Origin of the sequence: Amycolatopsis sp. NPDC049868 (assembly GCF_044461365.1) — a bacterium.
In the GTDB taxonomy this organism is placed as follows: Bacteria; Actinomycetota; Actinomycetes; order Mycobacteriales; family Pseudonocardiaceae; genus Amycolatopsis.
The window spans coordinates 295,448-312,657 of the sequence record NZ_JBITKV010000002.1 but is presented as its reverse complement, the minus strand read 5'-3'; the positions used below and the strand labels follow the sequence as shown (position 1 = coordinate 312,657).

The following is a 17,210-nucleotide window of genomic DNA, read 5'->3' as shown; positions in this document are numbered from 1 at the left end:
TTCCCACGGCACACCACCCCCGTTTCAGCCCTTCACGCAGACGACCTGCTTGAGGTGAGCGACCACCTCGACGAGGTCCGTCTGCGCCTTGATCACCGTTTCGATGTCCTTGTACGCGGCCGGGATCTCGTCCACCACACCGGAGTCCTTGCGGCATTCCACGCCGGCGGTCTGCGCGGCGAGGTCTTCGGCGGTGTACAGCTTCTTGGCCTTGTTCCGCGACATCCGGCGGCCCGCCCCGTGCGACGCGGACTGGAAGGACGACGCGTTCCCGAGGCCGCGCACGATGTACGAACCGGTACCCATGCTGCCCGGGATGATCCCGAGGTCACCCGAACCCGCGCGGATCGCGCCCTTGCGGGTCACCAGGAGGTCGACGTCGTCGTAGGTCTCTTCCGCCACGTAGTTGTGGTGGCACGAGATCGCGTCGTCGAACGTCGTCCGCGGCACAACGTCCTTCAGCGCCTGCTTCACGAGCGCGACCATGGTGGCGCGGTTGCGCGCCGCGTAGTCCTGCGCCCAGAACAGGTCGCGCCGGTACGCCTGCATCTCCGGCGTGCCCGCGACGAACACCGCGAGGTCCGGATCCGGCAGGTCCGCGTTGTGCGGCAGCTTCCGCGCGACGGCCATATGCCGTTCCGCGAGTTCCTTGCCGATGTTGCGCGAACCGGAGTGCAGCATCAGCCACACGCGACCTTCGTCTTCGCCACCCTGTTCGAGACAGACCTCGATGAAGTGGTTACCGCCGCCGAGGCTCCCGATCTGGCGCGACGCGCGGTCGTGCAGGTCCTGGACGCCGGGATGCAGGTCGCCGAAGGACTTCCAGAAGGCGTCCCAGCCACCGACACCGTGCACCTTCGCCGGGTTCACCGGGGTCTTGTGCAGGCCGAACCCGACCGGGACGGCGGATTCGATCCGCCGGCGGAGCTTCAGCAGGTCGTCGGGCAGGTCGGCGGCGGTGAGCGAGGTCCGCACCGCGCTCATCCCGCAGCCGATGTCCACGCCGACGGCGGCCGGGGACACCGCGTCGCGCATCGCGATCACGCTGCCGACGGTCGCGCCCTTGCCGTAGTGGACGTCGGGCATGACCGCGACGCCGTGCACCCACGGCAGGTTGGCGACGTTGTGCAGCTGCCGCATGGCCTGGTCCTCGACCGATGCGGGGTCCGCCCACATCCGGATCGGAACCCGCGAGCCTTCGACCGCCGTGTACATGACTTTCCCTTCGTGGAAAACGTTTGTCGTCGTCGAGAATGCACCGGCCGGGCGAGCCGGACAAGGCAATTATTCGTCTCCACAATGGACAGTCCACATGCGACAAGCACGAGCGGGGTGATGTTCATCGCGAAGTCTTCGATCGTATTCGAAAAGTGATCGGCCGCGCGAGGCGCTTCGGGCACAATGAGCGATTGGTGTCGGGGGTACACCAACTCTGGGGAAGGTCCGTTTCACAGTGAAGTCTTTTCGTGGGCTGCTCGCTGCCGTCCTGCTGGCGGGGTTCCCGCTGCTCGTGCTCGCGTTCGTGGGCGGGATCGTGGCGCTCGAGGTGCTGGCGCTGGGGCACAACGTCGTCGCGGCGGTGAAGCTCGGCATCATCACCGTGCCGGTCGGCTGGATCCTGCTGAAGACCCTGCTCACGGTCGAGCGGGTGACCGACGACGACGTACCCGGCGTCCAGGTGACGCCGGAGTCCCAGCCCGCCCTCTGGGCGCTGGTCCGGGAACTGGCGGCCGAGGCGGGCACCCGTCCGCCGGACGAGATCTACCTCGATCCGGACGTCAACGCCGCGGTCACCGAGCGCACCTCGTGGCTCGGGCTGCGGGTGCTGCGCCGCCGCATGATCATCGGCGTGCCGCTGATCATGGGCCTGCGCCAGGACCAGTTCCGCGCGGTCCTCGCGCACGAGCTGGGGCACTACAGCAACAAGGACACCCGCTTCGCCGCGGTGACCTATCGCGGGCGCAAGTCGATCGCGCGGGTGGTCGACGGCCTGGACCGCGACGGTTACTTCGAGCGCTTCGTCGGCTGGCTCTTCAAGCAGTACGCGAAGCTGTACTTCGTCGTCTCGATGAGTGTCTGTCGCGCCCAGGAGCTCGCGGCCGACGCCGTCTCGGCGCGGCTCGCGGGTACCGACGCGGCGACCTCGGCCCTGCGCGAGATCGAAGCGCTGGCCGTCACCTGGCGGTTCTTCATGAACAACTACGCCGCGATCGGCTGGGACGCGGGGTATCTCCCGGACCGGTTCGGCGAGGGCTACCGCGCGCTGCTGACCGACCCGGCCAGGGCGGAGCAGATGGAGGAGATGCGCCGGAACCCATCGGAGGACGAGACCTCGCGGTGGGACACGCATCCGGCCACCCGGGACCGGGTCGCGACGCTCGAAGCGGGCGACAGGATCCCGGTCCGCCCCGGCGGGCGGGGTCCGGCCACCGAGCTGCTGACCGGCGCCGAGAAGATGCTCGACGAGGCACTGTTCACCGTCTTCTCCGACGAGGCGCACACGAAACGGCGGACGGACTGGCCGTCGCTGGTCGCCATCGGCTGTCATCACGCCGCCGCCGAAGCCGCCGCCGAGGTCCTGGGCGAACGCACCCTCGACATGGCGCTGGACCTGCTCGACGCGGGCAGGCACGAAGAGCTGGCCGATCCCGGCGCGGAGCCGCCCGCCGGTGCCGGTCCGCGCGCCCGCCGGGAGTTCGCCGCGGTCTCGGTCCGCCGACGGCTGGCGGTCGTCGTCCATGCCGCGCTCACCGACGTCGGTGCGGGGCGATGGTCACTTTCGTGGTCCGGGCCGGCGCCGTTCACCGTGGACGAGCCACTGGCGGACCGGCTGGAGCCCGCGCTCGACAAGGCCGCCGCGGCCGAATCCGACACCGCGCCACTGCGCGCGCTGCTGACGGCCGCCGGAGTGCCCGCCGGCTACCGGCCGGCTCTCACTCTTGTTCGTTCTTAAGGAGTTTCAATGCTTTGGCTGTTCAAATCCCGCGAACGCAAGGCCGTCTTCGCCATGATGAAAGAGGCGAAGCGGCGTGGGGTCGAGATCGACGAACTCAAGAACGTGCTGACACCCGAAGAGTTCGCCGCGCTGCTGCCGCCGGAAAAGCCCAAGTTCAAGGGAAAGATCCCGGACGTCACGCGCTGGGGCCTCCCGGCCGACAGCGAGGTTTCGGCCGAGGAGTACTGGACCGACAGGGACATCCTCGCCGTGCAGGAGTCGACCGCCCGCGGCGATTGGGAAGGCGCCGCCACGCTGCTGGCGTCGACCCGGGGGAACTGGGCTCGCCGCGCCCAGGTGACCGGCGCGCTCGGCGAGGCCGCCGCGAAGGACGACGCGTGGCTGCGCGCGTGGCGGAAGACCCGGCCCGGCGACCCGGGCGCGGCGCTCGTCAACGCGGAGTCGCTGGTGCACGTGGCTTGGGAGGTGCGCAGCGCGCTCCAGGCGAAGCACGTCACCCAGGAGCAGTTCGCCGCGTTCTTCCGGGTGCTGGAGCAGGCGGAGGAGGCCGTGCACGAGGCGGCCACGCTCGCCCCCGAAGACCCGACGCCCTGGGTGACCGCGCTCGCGATCGCGATGGGGCGGCAGTACGAGAACGACCGGTACCGGAAGGTCTGGGCGGAACTCGTCGCCCGCGACCCTCGGCATCGCGGCGCGCACTCGCGGGCATTGCAGTACTGGTGCGCGAAGTGGTTCGGCTCGAACGAGCTGATGTGGGAGTTCGCCGAGACCGCGGCCGCGGAGTCGCCGAAGCTGGCTCCGCTGCTGCTGGTCGCCGCGCACGAAGCCGAGTTCCAGGACGTTCCCGCGTGGCGGGACCCGCGGGTCTCCGGCGCGCTCGACGGGATCCTGGCGTGGCTCGACGGCGAAGGACGTGATGCCCCCGAGACGCGGGGGGACCGGGCGTACCTGGCGAAGGCGCTCGTGGAGAACGGGCGCTTCGACGAGGCCGTCGAGCAGTTCCGGCACCTGGGGACGCGGGCGGACGGCGGGGTGTGGTCCTACAGCGGGGACCCTCGGGGCGAGTTCCTGGCCACGCGGTACGCGGCCTGCGCGGGTGCTACGCGCGTTTAGTCCTCTGGATGCGGGGGTGTCACTGGCCCGGCGGATGCAATGAACGGTCCTTTCCTTGCAAATTTCGCAAGGAAAGGACCGTTCCTAGCATGCCGGGGCGGGGGTCAGGAGTTCGCGGCGACCAGTTCCGCGATCTGCACGGCGTTGAGCGCCGCACCCTTCCGCAGGTTGTCGTTCGACAGGAACAGCACCAGGCCGCGACCGCCGTCGACGCCCGGATCTGTCCGCAGCCGCCCGACGTAGGACGGGTCCTGGCCCGCGGCCTGCAGCGGGGTCGGGATGTCCGACAGCTCGACGCCGGGCGCGCCGGTCAGCAGCTCGGTCGCGCGGGCGACGGAAAGCGGCTGCGCGAATTCCGCGTTGATCGAGATCGAGTGCCCCGAGAACACCGGCACCCGCACACAGGTGCACGAGACCAGCAGCTCCGGGATGCTCAGGATCTTGCGGCTCTCGTTGCGGAACTTCTTCTCTTCGTCCGTCTCGAACTCGCCATCGTCCACAATGGACCCGGCCAGCGGGAGGACGTTGTGCGCGATGGGGCGCGCGTACTTCTTCGGCTCGGGGAAGGTCACCGCCGCGCCGTCGTGAGTCAGGGCGCCCGCGTTCGCCGCCGCCGCGGCGAGCTGGCCTTCCAGCTCCTCGACGCCGGCGAGCCCGCTGCCGGACACCGCCTGGTAGGTGCTGGCGACCAGCCGCACCAGGCCGGCTTCGGCGTGCAGTGGCTTGAGCACCGGCATCGCGGCCATGGTGGTGCAGTTGGGGTTCGCGATGATCCCCTTGCGCGCTTCCTTCACCGCCTCCGGGTTGACCTCGCTGACGATCAGCGGGACGTCCGGGTCCATCCGCCACGCCGACGAGTTGTCGATCACCGTGGCGCCGGCGGCGGCGAACCGTTCCGCCTGTGCCTTGGAGGTCGAGCCACCGGCGGAGAACAGCGCGATGTCCAAACCGGACGGATCCGCGGTCGTCGCGTCCTCGATGACGATTTCCCCGTCACGCCAAGGAAGCTTCGAACCGGCGGACCGCGCCGAAGCGAAGTACCGCATTTCGGCGACCGGGAAACCCCGTTCGGCCAGCAGACGGCGCATGACGCCGCCGACCTGACCGGTCGCCCCGACCACGCCTACCCGCAAACCTTCCGACATCAGCGACCACTCCCCGCGTAGACGACGGCTTCTTCGTCGCCGCCGAGTTCGAACGCCTCGTGGATCGCGCGCACCGCGTCGTCGAGCTGCGCGTCCCGGATGAGCACCGAGATCCGGATCTCCGAGGTGTTGATGATTTCGATGTTGACGCCCGACTGCGCGAGCGCCTCGCAGAACGTCGCCGTGACACCGGGGTGCGAACGCATCCCCGCGCCGACGAGCGACACCTTGCCGACATGGTCGTCGTAGAGGACCGACTCGAAGCCGATCTCGTCCTTGATCTTCTCCAGCGACTGCACGGCCTTGGCCCCGTTGGCCTTCGACAGCGTGAAGGTGATGTCGGTGCGGCCCGAGACGGTGCTGGACACGTTCTGCAGCACCATGTCGATGTCGATCTCGTCGTCGGCGATCACCCGGAAGATCCTGGCGGCGGCACCGGCGTGGTCCGGCACTCCGGTCACCGTGATCTTGGCTTCGGAGCGGTCGTGCGCCACACCGGTGATCAACGCTTGTTCCACGGGGATCTCCTCGATAGAACCGGTCACCGTGGTGCCCGGCTTGTCACTGTAGGAAGAACGGACTCGGATCGGGACGCCGTAGCGGCGCGCGTACTCCACCGAGCGCAGGTGCAGGATCTTCGATCCGCTCGCGGCGAGCTCCAGCATCTCCTCGTAGGCGATGGTGTCGAGCTTGCGGGCGTCGGACACGACCCGGGGATCGGCGGTGTACACACCGTCCACATCGGAATAGATCTCGCAGACGTCGGCGTTCAGCGCCGCGGCCAGCGCGACGGCGGTGGTGTCCGAACCGCCGCGGCCGAGGGTGGTGATGTCCTTGGTGTCCTGCGACACGCCCTGGAAACCGGCGACCAGCGCGATGTAGCCCTGGTCGAGGGCCTCCGTCACGCGGCTCGGGCTGACGTCGATGATCCGCGCGTTGCCGTGCACGGACGTCGTCACCACACCGGCCTGCGAGCCGGTGAACGACCAGGCCTCCGCGCCGTGCGCCGAAATCGCCATCGCCACCAGCGAGTTGGAGATGCGCTCACCCGCGGTGAGCAGCATGTCCATCTCGCGCTCCGGCGGAGCCGGGTTGACCTGCTGAGCCAGGTCGAGCAGCTCGTCCGTGGTGTCGCCCATGGCGGAGCAGACGACGACCACGTCGTTGCCCGCCTTCTTGGTGGCGACGATGCGTTCCGCGACGCGTTTGATCCGGTCGGCACTTTCCAGCGACGAACCGCCGTACTTCTGGACCACGAGGGCCACGCCCGAACCTCCTCGACGGGCCGGGCGTGCTCCTCGTGGGCACCGAGGAGCCCCCGCGTCCCTTATTTGGGCGAAAGCCTACCGGGGTCACGCACGCCCGCCACCCTCGTAAGTGGTCCTGACCACCACGTAGAGGACTCCCCGAAGTAAATCTTCCTTAACACCAACGAAATAGTCGGAGGCCTTTCACTTTAGTGACGGAGAGCACCCCTTGTTATCGTCCGTCAGTGCACAAACCCGCCGACACAAGTACCCCGATCGCGCCGATCATGGCCGCCAGGTGGAGCCCGCGTGCCTACGACGAGGCGGCCACGGTGTCCGAAGACCAGCTCCGCGCGCTGCTCGAAGCGGCTCGCTGGGCGCCGTCGTTCGGCAACACCCAGCCCGCCCGCTACCTGGCCGGTCTGCGGGGCACGCCGTCGTTCGACCGCATCCTCTCGACGCTCAACTCGGGCAACCGCGCGTGGGCCCATCGCGCCGGGCTGCTGCTGATCGGCGTGATGGTGACCACGAACGAGAAGGGCGACGTCCCGTACGCCGAGTACGGGCTGGGCCTGGCGAGCGAGAACCTCGTGCTCCAGGCCGTCGACCTCGGCCTGATCGCGCACCAGATGGCGGGCTTCTCCGCCGAAGCGGCGAAGGACTTCTTCGGTCTCCCCGACGACGTCGTACCCAAGGTCGCCATCGCGGTCGGCCACCCCGCGGACCCGTCGGTGCTCGAAGAGGACTGGCGGATCGAGCGCGAGAAGGCGCCGCGCGAGCGGGTTCCCCTGGCCGAATTCGCCTACGCCGACGCCTGGGGCACGAGCGCCTTCCCCGGGTGAGGGAGCCATCGCAGAGCGAGAGCCCCTAGCCCGGCGTGCAGCAGGCTGAGCACCGCGACGGCGGTGTGCAGCCCGGCGACGAAGGCCTCCTTCGCGTCAAGAGCGGCCGCGGGCGCGATAGCGAGGGTTTCGCCGAGGGTGGGCGCGAGGTCCGGGCCCGTCAGGCGGAACACGAGCGCGGCGAGCGAGCCCATGAGCGCGATCCCCAGGGCGTTGCCGATCTCGTTGCTGGTCTCGGCGATCGCGCCCGCCGCTCCCGCCCGTTCGGCGGGCACCGCGGCGACGGCCGTGTCGGCCACCACGCTGAACGAGATGCCGTAGCCGACCCCGGCGACCACCGTCGACGCGACGTACCAGCCCACCCCGCCGGTGACCCCGGTCATCAGCAGGAGCGCCAGCCCGGCGGCGATGGAGAAATGGCAGGCGACCAGCGCCGTTCGCTTGCCGACGCGGTCGACCAGCGCGGGCGTGACGACGCACATGATCGTGAGGACGGCCGCGCCGGGCAGTGCCAGCAGGGCCGCGTGCAGGACGGGCAGGCCGAGCACGGACTGCAGGTGGATCCCCGACAGGTACGCGGCCGCCGACCACGCGGCCAGCGGCAGCAGCCCGGTGACGATCGCGATCGTGAAGACGCGGTCGCGGAACAGGGAGAACTCGATCAGCGGATGTTCCAGACCGCGCTGACGCCGGACGAACCACACCAGCAGGGCGGCGCCGGCGATCCCCGCGGAGACCGCGGAGACGGACAGGCCGTCGGCGGCCGCGTGCTTGATCCCGTAGATCGCGAGCAGGAGACCGACGGCGGAGAGCGCCACGCTCAGCACGTCGACACGGCCTTTCCCGGCGGCCCGCACCTCGCGCAGCAGCACCGGCGCGAGCGCCAGGAACACCGCGATCACCGGCAGGTTGACCAGGAAGACCGAGCCCCACGGGAACCGCTCCAGCAGGACCCCGCCGACGACCGGGCCGATCGCGAAACCGGCGGCGAACGCGGCCGCGAAGATCCCGATGGCGCGCGCCCGCCGCCGCGGATCGGGGAAGAGTTCGCTCAGCACGGCGAGCGCGGACGGCAGCAGCGTCGCGCCCGCCAACCCCATCAGCGCGCGGAAGGCGACGAGCGTTTCCGGATTCGGCGCGAAGGCCGCGCCCGCCGAGCCGAGGCCGAACACGGCGGCGCCGATCATCAGCAGCTTCAGCCGTCCGTACCGGTCGCCGATGGCGCCGAACGCGATCAGCAGCGAGCCGACCGCGAAACCGTAGACGTCCAGGATCCACAGCGCCTGATCGGCCGTGGGGGTGAGCGCCTGGCTGATCCTGGGCATCGCGAGGAACAGGATCGATCCGTCCATCGAGACCAGGAACACCGGGCAGAGGATCACCAGCAGGCCGAACCAGGCCCGGGTGTGCGGTCGTGTCATGCCTTCGACGCTGTACCGGCTTCGAGAGCGCAGCCATCCCCGTGCCGTGGGTACACCTCGCGGGTGCACCCAGGCGTGCCGCGCGTGAAGGCCCCCTTCCCAAGTACATGAAGGCCCCCATCCTTGCGCCTAGGTACAGGAAGGAGGCCTTCATGTACTTCAGCTGCCCAGCACGCTCAATGGAGCTGTTGGCGGATTCAAGACCGGGTGGGCCTCGGCCGCCGGTCTGGCTGGTGCGCGTGAGCGGCCGGCATGTCGCGAAAGCCACTTTCGGGACGTCAGACGTCGCGAAAGTGGCTTTCGCGACGTGCCACAACCGTTGAGGAGAAGGGCAACCGTGCCGTGGGTACACCTCGTGGGTACCCCCAAGCGGCAGGCGAAGTACTTAGGCTCGGAGTCATGGAAAGCCTCGGCGTGTACCTCAAAAGCCGTCGTGACCGGGTGGCTCCCGCCGAGATCGGCCTGCGCACCTACGGCACCTCGCGCCGCGTGCCGGGGCTGCGCCGCGAGGAGCTCGCCCAGCTCGCCGGGGTGAGCGCCGGGTACTACACGCGGCTGGAACAAGGGCTGGCCGAGACCGCTTCACAGCAGGTACTCGACGCGCTCGCCCGCGCGCTGCGGCTCGACGACGTCGAGACCGCGCACCTGCACAACCTCGCCCGGCGGTCCTCGCTCCCGAAGCTGTCCGACCCCGGCTCGGAAGAGCCGCATCCCCGGGTCCTGGCGCTGCTGGAGAACCTCGGCGAGACCGTGCCCGCCGTCGTGCTCGGCAGGCGCGGCGACGTCCTCGCGTGGAACCGGGCCGGCCACGTGCTCACCGCCGAACACCTCGGCTTCGACTCGCCGTCGGATCCCGCGCGACGGCCGTCCGTGCCGCGGATGTTCTTCCTCGACCCGCTCACCAAGGATCTGTTCGACAACTGGGCCGAGCTCGCGCGCATCCATGTCGCCTATCTGCGGCTGACCGCGGGCCGTCACCCGACCGACGCCCGGCTGGCGGCGCTCATCGGCGAGCTGACCATGCGCAGCGACGAGTTCGCGACGCTCTGGGCGACCGGCGACGTCGCCGACTGCACCGTCGGCGCCATGTGGTTGCGGCATCCGACGGTCGGCGCGTTCGGCGTCGACTACCAGGTGTGGCTCCAGCCCGACAGCCCCGACCACCGGCTGGAGATCTACACCCCGAAGGATCCGGGATCCGCCGACGCGGTGAAACTCCTGACCCGGTTCGATCGCTAACCTGGGGATATGGGGGCATTTCGCGCGCTGATCCGCAACGAGTCACGCACGATGGCCGGACTCTGGCTGTATTTCAGCCGCCGGAAGGACGGGATCGACGGTGACGCCGTCGCGGTGCCGTACGGCTCGGGCGGCAAGCCGATCTTCGTCGTCTTGGCCGTGGTGAGCGCCGTCGAAGCCGGTCTCTTCTGGCTGATCGACTTCGGCATCGTCGTCGACGTTCTGCTGCTCGTCCTCGGCGTGTATTCGGCGCTTTTGGTGTTCGGGGTCTACGCGGGCACCGTCGTCCGGCCGCACGTGATCTCTTCGCGCGAGGTGCGAGTGCGTTACAGCTCCTTCTACGACGTGCGAATCCCGAGGGAGAACATCGCCACCCTGCGGCAGGTGAAGGAGAGCCACGATCCTGCCAAGGCGAAGGCGTTCCGCGACGAAACCTGGCTCCGTCACGACAACTTCTACGAGACGAACCTGATCGCCGAACTGCGTGAGCCGATCACCGTGACCCGGCCGCTCGGCGCGACGGAGACCGTCCGCGTCGTGAAATTCCAGGCGGACGACCCGAAAGCCGCCGTCGCGGCTTACGAAAGGCTCGGTGTCAGCTGAAGGGCGACGCCCGGTTCACGATCTTCCGTGCGGTTTCGATGACGCTCTCGTCCAGGGCGTAGGCCCGTGCGCGGATGAGGGCGATCGCGTCCGAGGCGTCGCAGTCCTGGGTGGTCATCAGCATCCCGGTGGCCTGATGCACCACGACCTGGAGATCCAGGTCGCCGAACAAGGGATGGACGGGGAGCCCGTCGTCGGCGTCGAGCCGGGTGTCCGGGTGCAGCGCGGTCGCGGTGAGGGCTTCGGCCATCAGTTCCGTCGAACGGGCGATTTCGGCGTCCGGTTCGGGCTCGGGCCGATACGCGGTGAGGGTGCCCAGCCGCGCTTCCCGCAGCCCCAGCCTGGCCGACACCACCGCCCGGACCCCGAGTTCCCTCGCGGCGGGCCCGAACCGGGGCCACCGGCTCGACAGTTCCCGCTCACCGCAGACGCCCGGCTCGGCGGAGGCTTCCAGGGAGGGCCCTTCGCCGAAGATGCGCTCCAGATCGTTCGCCCTGGCGGCGACGGGGTCGGACACGACGACCGCCGCGCTTCCCGGGCTGCTGAACAAGGACACCGCGAGGCTCCGGACGCCGGACGTCTCGGCCACCGCCGCCATGAACGCCGGAGGGGTGTCCGCCCGCCCGGTGGGCTCGGCGGCCCAATCCTTCATCGCGGCGACGTAACCCGCGTGCAGATCGGCCGCCGCCCGGTGCCTGCCTTCGGTGGCGCGATGGAGTTCCGCCATCCTCCGATGGAACGGTCGCATGGTTTCGCCGGCCTTTTCCATCAGGATTTCGTGCCGTAGAGCCACCCCCGCGGCGCGATCCGCACGCCCTCGTTCGGCCTCGACCAGTCCGCGCAGGGCCGACTGGTCGTACCGGCCACCGGTGCCGTCCCACATGAGCCGAGCGTACGCTCGCCGACGCCCCGCGGATGTGACCCGGATGGCTGAGTGGCACGGCTTCCGTGACCGCACCGAGAGGACTAGCGTTGGCTGCCCCCAAGGAAGGCCGATTTTTGATGCGGAATCGCGAAAAATGGGTCACCGACACGTTGGTGGAGCTGGCGGACACTCTCGTCCCCGCGCTGGATCCGGCGAATTACTGGTACTGCGTGGCGGATCGGTACTCCCAGCTGGTCGCCTCGTCGTCGGTGCACCTGACCGCCTCCGGCGATCGCTTCGTCGTGGTGGACACCGACGAAAGACTCGAGGCCCCACCGCTCGGCGGACTCCTCGCCGAGGAAGGGCCAGGCATCGAGTGCGAGGCGAACGGCGAGCCGGTCGTCAACGTGCTCCTCGACGAAGCGACGTCACGCTGGAGCAGACTCGCTCCCGCCGCGCTCTCCCTCGGCTACCGGTCGGTTCACGCGTTCCCGTTCAGCCGCCGCGAAGACACGCTCGGCGCGGTGACGATCCTGACCACGGAGACGACGCCACTGCCACCGACCGAGCTGAAGATCGCGGGCGCGCTCGCCGACGTCGCGACGATCGCCATGCTCAACCACCGGACGATCGCCGGGCTGACCACGACCTCGCAGCAACTGCAGGGGGCGCTGTCCAGCCGGGTGATCATCGAGCAGGCCAAGGGATTGCTGTCCGCCCGGCTGGAAGTCAGCCCGGAGGGCGCGTTCCGGGTGCTGCGGCGGTACGCCCGCGGTCACAACATGCGGATCGGCGACCTCTCCGAACGGCTGATGAAGCGTGACCTGACGGTCGCCGACCTGCTTCCCCACGGCGACGACCTCACTCCCGCCGCTTCTCCATCAGCAGCACGACGCCACTTCCCGGCCCGCCGAGCGGCGAACAACTGACCGAGGCGGTGAAGGGTCTGCCCTTCCGGTCCACCGCGTCGGTCTCGACCGGGAGTGCGCGGTGGCCGGTCTCGTTGCAGATCTCGACCATGTCGCGAAGCCCGTCGGTCGGCAGTCCGAAATCGAGCGTGAAGAAGTCCGTCCGGTAGACCTCGTCGGCGCGCATCCCCCACAGGTCTTCGGCGCCGCGGTTCCAGCTGCGCACCAAAAGATCGCTGTCGAGCACGACCACTCCGGCGGCGACACTGGACAGCACCCCTTCGAGGAAGGTGCGCGCCTCGTCCAGCTCCGCTGTGCGGATCCGCAGCTCCTCGTTCATCGTTTCGAGTTCTTCGTTGCCCGACTGGAGTTCCTCGTTCGTGGTCTCGAGTTCCTCGTTGGTGGACTGGAGCTCCTCGTTCGTCGTTTCGAGTTCCTCGATGCTCGACTGGAGTTCCTCGTTGACGGTCTCCAGTTCCGCGTTGGTCGACTGGACCTCGGCGTAGGCCGTGGCGAGATCCTCCTGCACCCGTTTGACCTCTTGCTGGAGCCGAGTGGCCTCGGTGGTGTCGATGAGGGTGATCGTGACGCCGAGGTCGTCGCCTTCAGTGGTGAGCAGCGGCTTGACGATGACGTCGAAGTACCGTGTCTCGCCGTCGCTTTTGTCCCAGCGCACGGTGTTGACCCGGACGCTTCGGCGCTCGCTGTGGGCCCTGTCGACCAAGGAGCCGAGTTCGATCGGCCGGGAGGAGATCTCCAGCTCGCCGAACGGCATGCCCACCTTGTCCGGGGAGAGCCCGAACTGCGGCGTCGTCGCGCCGATGATCAACGCCACCATGCCGTCACGGTCGATGACCAGCACCGAATCGGGTGAGGACGCCAAGGCCAGTTCGGCCACCTGACGCCGATTGATCCTTCCGGCGTCGGAAGCAGGCAAGAGGTCGGGACGCGCCGGCTTCGCCGCCCCCGCACCGGCTTGGACCCGGAACACCCGGTTGCGCATGTCGGTGACCTCGAACCGGGATCCGTCGGCGAGCAGCATCTCGGCCTTGCCGAGGAAAAGGTGGCCGCCTTCGTTGAGCGCGAAATGGAACCGTTCGATGATCTTCGTTTGCGCTTCGACGTTGAAATACATCAAGGTGTTGCGGCAGACGAGCAGATCGACCCGCGAGATCGGGGCGTCGCGGGTGATGTCGTGCCTGCCGAAGATCACCCTGCGGCGGAGGTCGCGGCGGAAGGCGAACAGGGCGCCGTTCGGTTCGAAGTACTTCGCCTTCAGCTCTTCGGGGAGTTTTTCCAGTGCCTTGAGGGAGTACACCCCGGCCCTGGCCTCGCGCAGCGCTTCCTCGTCGACATCGGTGCCGTAGATCTTGACCCGTTTGGTGCAGGCTTCGATCCCGAGATGCTCGGCGAAGATGATCGCGAGGGTGTAGGCCTCCTCCCCGCTCGAACACCCGGCGCTCCAGATCCGGATGTCCTGGTCCGGGTCGGCCTTGGCGATCAACCCGGGGACGACGGCCGTCCGCAGGTAGTCCCATGCCGCCGGGTCACGGAAGAAACCGGTGACATTGATCAGAATGGTGTTGAAGAGTTCTTGGAACTCGTCGGCGTTGATCTCCAGGAAATCCCGGTAATCCGCGTACTTCTCGAAGTTCACGGTCTGCATCCGCTTGCGGATCCGGCGCCCGAGCGACGTTCGCTTGTATCCGGTGAAATCGAAGCCGCGGGAATCCTTGATGAACGTCAGCAGGTATTCAAGCTCACGCTCGTCTTCGGTCTCGCCGTCATACGCGGTCACAGCGACATCGTTCCTTCGATCAGAGCCACCAGCGCGGCCGCGATTTCGTCCAGCGGCAGCGTCAGGTCGACCGCCGCGGCGTTCACCACCGCCTGAGGCATGCCTTTGAATTCCGCGGTACTCGGATCTTCGGCGACCACGGTACCGCCACGGGACGAGACCGCCCTCGCACCCGCCAAGCCGTCGCAACCGGTTCCGGTCAGCACGCAGACCAGTGCCCGCTGACCGTAGACCTCCGCGACGGATTCGAAGAGCGGGTCGGCGGACGGCCGGACGAATCTCACCTTGTCCCGATGGGACAGCCGGAGCTCACCGCCGGGTCCGACCAGGAGATGCCGGTCCGGTGGAGCGAGATAGGCGACCCCGGGCTCGACGACGTCTCCGTCCTCGGCCAGCTTGACCCGCAATCGCGACCGCCGGTCGAGCAGCTCGGCGAGCACCGTGTCGTGACGGGGATCGAGATGCTGGACGATGACCAAGGGCACCGGGAAGTCCGCGGGCAAGGCCTTGAGCACCGTGAGGAGCGCCTTGACCCCGCCCGCCGAAGCCCCGATCGCGACGATCTCGTAAGGCACCGCCCGCGAGCGGCTGATGCCGGACATTTTTCGAGCGTAGTGCTCCAGGGTCAGGCGGAACCGCCCACGCGGCGGATGATCTTGGCGAGGATCCCGGTGACGACCATCCAGAAGACCGCCGCGATGCCGTAGTTGATCAGCACGCGCAGCTTGGCGTCTTCGGGCATGAAGAGATCCTTGAAGCCCAGCAGCAGCCCGTCGGCCCAGCCGCGGACGAACGACACGATGCCGTTGCCGGGGTTCGCCTCGCCGATCACGAAGACGACGTGCAGCACCAGGATGGCGGCGAAGATCAGGCCCGCCCAGCGGACCACGTTCGCCAGGATCCCGGCCGCGCGGCCGCCGCCCGCTCGCCAGTCGACCTTGCGCCTGGTCTCCTGATCAGCGGTTTCCTTCTCTTCAGCGTGCTCGCCCATGCCGGGCAGTGTGGCACGCCGCCTGGTCCGATTGCTACCCGCGAGTAACCCGAATGGGCGCCACTGTGGTCACGGTTCGATCGCGGCCCGGGTTTCCCTTCGGGAGATCGCGCGGTTAAGGTGACCTCGTGGCTCGAGCTCTCCTGCTTCGCTGCCGCGACGGGGCCTGATCGGACCGGCTCCCCGTCGCGGGGCTTCGTGGTGCCGGTCGTCGCACCCGATTCTTCAGGAGAACCGACCCCTCATGAGCATTCGCAAGCCCACCCGTCCTGCGCCTTCCGAGCAGGCTTCGTGGAACACCCAGCGCGGCACTTCGATGCCCGTGCACCGCTATCGCCCCTGGTACGACCTGGTCGAGGACATCTCGCTGCCCGACCGCACCTGGCCGGACAAGCGCATCGACCGCGCCCCGCTGTGGTGCGCCGTCGACCTGCGCGACGGCAACCAGGCCCTGATCGACCCGATGTCGCCCGCGCGCAAGCGCAAGTTCTTCGACCTGCTGGTCCGCATGGGCTACAAGGAGATCGAGGTCGGCTTCCCGGCGGCCTCGCAGACGGACTTCGACTTCGTCCGCGAGATCATCGACGAGGGCGCCATCCCGGACGACGTCAGCATCCAGGTGCTGACCCAGTGCCGCCCGGAGCTGATCGAGCGCACCTTCAAGGCGCTCGAAGGCGCGCCGCGCGCGATCGTCCACATCTACAACTCGACCTCGATCCTGCAGCGTCGCGTCGTGTTCCGCGAAGAGCGCATCGGCATCACGAAGATCGCTTCGCAGGCCGCCGAGCTGGTCGTCGACTACGCGGCGAAGCAGCCGGACACCGACTTCCGCTTCCAGTACTCGCCGGAGTCCTACACCGGCACCGAGCTGTCGTACGCGCTCGAAGTCTGCAACACCATCACCGAGATCTGGCAGCCCACGCCGGAGAAGCCGGTGATCCTGAACCTGCCTGCCACCGTCGAGATGGCGTCGCCGAACGTCTACGCCGACTCGATCGAATGGATGCACCGCAACCTGGACCGCCGCGACTCGGTGATCCTGTCGCTGCACCCGCACAACGACCGCGGTACCGGTATCGCCGCCGCCGAACTGGGCTTCCAGGCAGGCGCGGACCGGATCGAAGGCTGCCTGTTCGGCAACGGCGAGCGCACCGGCAACGTCGACCTGGTCGCGCTGGGCATGAACCTGTACAGCCAGGGCGTCGACCCGCAGATCGACTTCTCCGACATGGACGAGATCAAGCGGACCGTCGAATACTGCAACCAGCTGCCGGTGCACGAACGCAGCCCGTGGGCGGGCGACCTGGTGTTCACCGCGTTCTCCGGCAGCCACCAGGACGCGATCAACAAGGGCCTCGACGCGCTGAAGGCCGCCGCCGACAAGGTCGGGACGCCGGTCGACGAGCACCCGTGGGAGGTCCCGTACCTGCCGATCGACCCGAAGGACATCGGCCGCAGCTACGAGGCCGTGATCCGGGTGAACTCGCAGTCCGGCAAGGGCGGCGTCGCCTACATCATGAAGGCCGAGCACCAGCTCGACCTGCCGCGGCGCCTGCAGATCGAGTTCTCGAAGGTCGTCCAGCGCCACACCGACTCCGAGGGCGGCGAGGTCGACCCGGCCACCATGTGGAACGCGTTCTCGGCCGAGTACCTGGAGCTGAAGACGCCGCTGGAGCTGGTGCGCCAGCACGTCACGGACAACGGCGACGGCGAGTACGACATCACCGCGACCGTGCGGGTCGAGGGCGACGAGCACGAGGTCACCGGCCGAGGGAACGGTCCGATCGCGGCCTTCTTCGACGCGTTGTCGACCGTCGGGTTCGACCTGCGGCTGCTGGACTACAGCGAGCACACGCTCTCGCCGGGCGACGACGCGCGGGCGGCGTCGTACATCGAGTGCGCGATCTCCGACCGGGTGTACTGGGGCATCGGGATCGACCCGTCGATCGTGACCGCTTCGCTGCGGGCCGTCGTCTCGGCCGTGAACCGGGCGAACCGGTAAACCCCGCTTCGCGGGGGGAGGCCCCCCAACCCCGGCGGAGCCCAGGGGCGGGGGCCGGCAACCCCCACTAAACGGCCCGC

Annotated in this window: 15 protein-coding genes; 7 read left to right on the top strand and 8 right to left on the bottom strand. The window is 68.6% G+C overall.

What is annotated here, in order from left to right; all coding sequences use genetic code 11:
• Positions 1-24 precede the first annotated feature (24 nt).
• Complete coding sequence (locus ACIBTM_RS09585; RefSeq protein ID WP_395876072.1) at positions 25-1,215, bottom strand: RtcB family protein; 1,191 nt, start codon at positions 1,213-1,215, stop codon at positions 25-27.
• Positions 1,216-1,453: 238 nt separating this feature from the next.
• Here ACIBTM_RS09585 and ACIBTM_RS09580 point away from each other — a divergent pair, with 238 nt between their 5' ends.
• Positions 1,454-2,953: a M48 family metallopeptidase gene (locus ACIBTM_RS09580; protein WP_395876071.1), complete on the top strand. Its 1,500-nt coding sequence runs from the start codon at positions 1,454-1,456 to the stop codon at positions 2,951-2,953.
• Positions 2,954-2,962: 9 nt separating this feature from the next.
• Positions 2,963-4,069 carry a DUF4034 domain-containing protein gene (locus ACIBTM_RS09575; protein ID WP_395876070.1) on the top strand — a complete coding sequence of 369 codons (1,107 nt, stop codon included), beginning with the start codon at positions 2,963-2,965 and terminating at the stop codon, positions 4,067-4,069.
• A gap of 104 nt (positions 4,070-4,173) precedes the next feature.
• On the opposite strand, the gene ACIBTM_RS09570 is transcribed toward ACIBTM_RS09575, so the two are convergent.
• On the bottom strand, positions 4,174-5,214 hold the full coding sequence (locus ACIBTM_RS09570; protein WP_240596877.1) for an aspartate-semialdehyde dehydrogenase: 1,041 nt from the start codon (positions 5,212-5,214) through the stop codon (positions 4,174-4,176).
• Complete coding sequence (locus ACIBTM_RS09565; RefSeq protein ID WP_240596876.1) at positions 5,214-6,479, bottom strand: aspartate kinase; 1,266 nt, start codon at positions 6,477-6,479, stop codon at positions 5,214-5,216. Before ACIBTM_RS09565 ends, ACIBTM_RS09570 begins: the two co-directional genes overlap by 1 nt.
• 227 nt (positions 6,480-6,706) lie before the next feature.
• On the opposite strand from ACIBTM_RS09565, the gene ACIBTM_RS09560 reads away from it, so the two are divergent.
• The gene (locus tag ACIBTM_RS09560) at positions 6,707-7,303 is read left to right on the top strand and encodes a nitroreductase family protein (RefSeq protein ID WP_395876069.1); all 597 of its coding nucleotides are present in this window, start codon (positions 6,707-6,709) and stop codon (positions 7,301-7,303) included.
• Here ACIBTM_RS09560 and ACIBTM_RS09555 read toward each other — a convergent pair.
• Positions 7,264-8,724, bottom strand: coding sequence for an MFS transporter (locus ACIBTM_RS09555; RefSeq protein ID WP_395876068.1), 1,461 nt, complete (start codon positions 8,722-8,724; stop codon positions 7,264-7,266). The genes ACIBTM_RS09560 and ACIBTM_RS09555 overlap by 40 nt on opposite strands.
• 399 nt (positions 8,725-9,123) lie before the next feature.
• Here ACIBTM_RS09555 and ACIBTM_RS09550 point away from each other — a divergent pair, with 399 nt between their 5' ends.
• Complete coding sequence (locus ACIBTM_RS09550) at positions 9,124-9,963, top strand: helix-turn-helix transcriptional regulator (protein WP_395876067.1); 840 nt, start codon at positions 9,124-9,126, stop codon at positions 9,961-9,963.
• Positions 9,964-9,972: 9 nt separating this feature from the next.
• Positions 9,973-10,566 carry a hypothetical protein gene (locus tag ACIBTM_RS09545; protein WP_395876066.1) on the top strand — a complete coding sequence of 198 codons (594 nt, stop codon included), beginning with the start codon at positions 9,973-9,975 and terminating at the stop codon, positions 10,564-10,566.
• Here ACIBTM_RS09545 and ACIBTM_RS09540 read toward each other — a convergent pair.
• Positions 10,559-11,449 carry an ANTAR domain-containing protein gene (locus tag ACIBTM_RS09540; RefSeq protein WP_395876065.1) on the bottom strand — a complete coding sequence of 297 codons (891 nt, stop codon included), beginning with the start codon at positions 11,447-11,449 and terminating at the stop codon, positions 10,559-10,561. The genes ACIBTM_RS09545 and ACIBTM_RS09540 overlap by 8 nt on opposite strands.
• 119 nt (positions 11,450-11,568) lie before the next feature.
• Between ACIBTM_RS09540 and ACIBTM_RS09535 the strand changes: the two genes are divergently transcribed.
• Positions 11,569-12,360, top strand: a complete 792-nt coding sequence (locus tag ACIBTM_RS09535) for an ANTAR domain-containing protein (protein WP_395876064.1) — start codon at positions 11,569-11,571, stop codon at positions 12,358-12,360.
• Here ACIBTM_RS09535 and ACIBTM_RS09530 read toward each other — a convergent pair.
• From ACIBTM_RS09530 to ACIBTM_RS09520, 3 genes are read right to left on the bottom strand one after another with little or no spacing between them, the layout of a single operon-like run.
• Entirely contained in the window at positions 12,293-14,137 is a 1,845-nt protein-coding gene (locus ACIBTM_RS09530) for a CheR family methyltransferase (protein ID WP_395876063.1), read from the bottom strand. The genes ACIBTM_RS09535 and ACIBTM_RS09530 overlap by 68 nt on opposite strands.
• The gene (locus tag ACIBTM_RS09525) at positions 14,134-14,739 is read right to left on the bottom strand and encodes a chemotaxis protein CheB (RefSeq protein ID WP_395876062.1); all 606 of its coding nucleotides are present in this window, start codon (positions 14,737-14,739) and stop codon (positions 14,134-14,136) included. Before ACIBTM_RS09525 ends, ACIBTM_RS09530 begins: the two co-directional genes overlap by 4 nt.
• A 23-nt stretch (positions 14,740-14,762) precedes the next feature.
• On the bottom strand, positions 14,763-15,128 hold the full coding sequence (locus tag ACIBTM_RS09520; protein WP_395876061.1) for a hypothetical protein: 366 nt from the start codon (positions 15,126-15,128) through the stop codon (positions 14,763-14,765).
• Between the two features lie 244 nt (positions 15,129-15,372).
• Between ACIBTM_RS09520 and leuA the strand changes: the two genes are divergently transcribed.
• Complete coding sequence (gene leuA, locus ACIBTM_RS09515; RefSeq protein WP_395876060.1) at positions 15,373-17,130, top strand: 2-isopropylmalate synthase; 1,758 nt, start codon at positions 15,373-15,375, stop codon at positions 17,128-17,130.
• Positions 17,131-17,210: the final 80 nt, after the last annotated feature.

Coding starts and splice junctions, on each gene's coding strand:
- ACIBTM_RS09520 (WP_395876061.1), bottom strand. CDS start 15,128: ATGGGCGAGCACGCTGAAGAGAAGGAAACCGCTGATCAGGAGACCAGG.
- ACIBTM_RS09550 (WP_395876067.1), top strand. CDS start 9,124: ATGGAAAGCCTCGGCGTGTACCTCAAAAGCCGTCGTGACCGGGTGGCT.
- leuA (WP_395876060.1), top strand. CDS start 15,373: ATGAGCATTCGCAAGCCCACCCGTCCTGCGCCTTCCGAGCAGGCTTCG.
- ACIBTM_RS09585 (WP_395876072.1), bottom strand. CDS start 1,215: ATGTACACGGCGGTCGAAGGCTCGCGGGTTCCGATCCGGATGTGGGCG.
- ACIBTM_RS09540 (WP_395876065.1), bottom strand. CDS start 11,449: ATGTGGGACGGCACCGGTGGCCGGTACGACCAGTCGGCCCTGCGCGGA.
- ACIBTM_RS09535 (WP_395876064.1), top strand. CDS start 11,569: ATGCGGAATCGCGAAAAATGGGTCACCGACACGTTGGTGGAGCTGGCG.
- ACIBTM_RS09525 (WP_395876062.1), bottom strand. CDS start 14,739: ATGTCCGGCATCAGCCGCTCGCGGGCGGTGCCTTACGAGATCGTCGCG.
- ACIBTM_RS09545 (WP_395876066.1), top strand. CDS start 9,973: ATGGGGGCATTTCGCGCGCTGATCCGCAACGAGTCACGCACGATGGCC.
- ACIBTM_RS09555 (WP_395876068.1), bottom strand. CDS start 8,724: ATGACACGACCGCACACCCGGGCCTGGTTCGGCCTGCTGGTGATCCTC.
- ACIBTM_RS09575 (WP_395876070.1), top strand. CDS start 2,963: ATGCTTTGGCTGTTCAAATCCCGCGAACGCAAGGCCGTCTTCGCCATG.
- ACIBTM_RS09570 (WP_240596877.1), bottom strand. CDS start 5,214: ATGTCGGAAGGTTTGCGGGTAGGCGTGGTCGGGGCGACCGGTCAGGTC.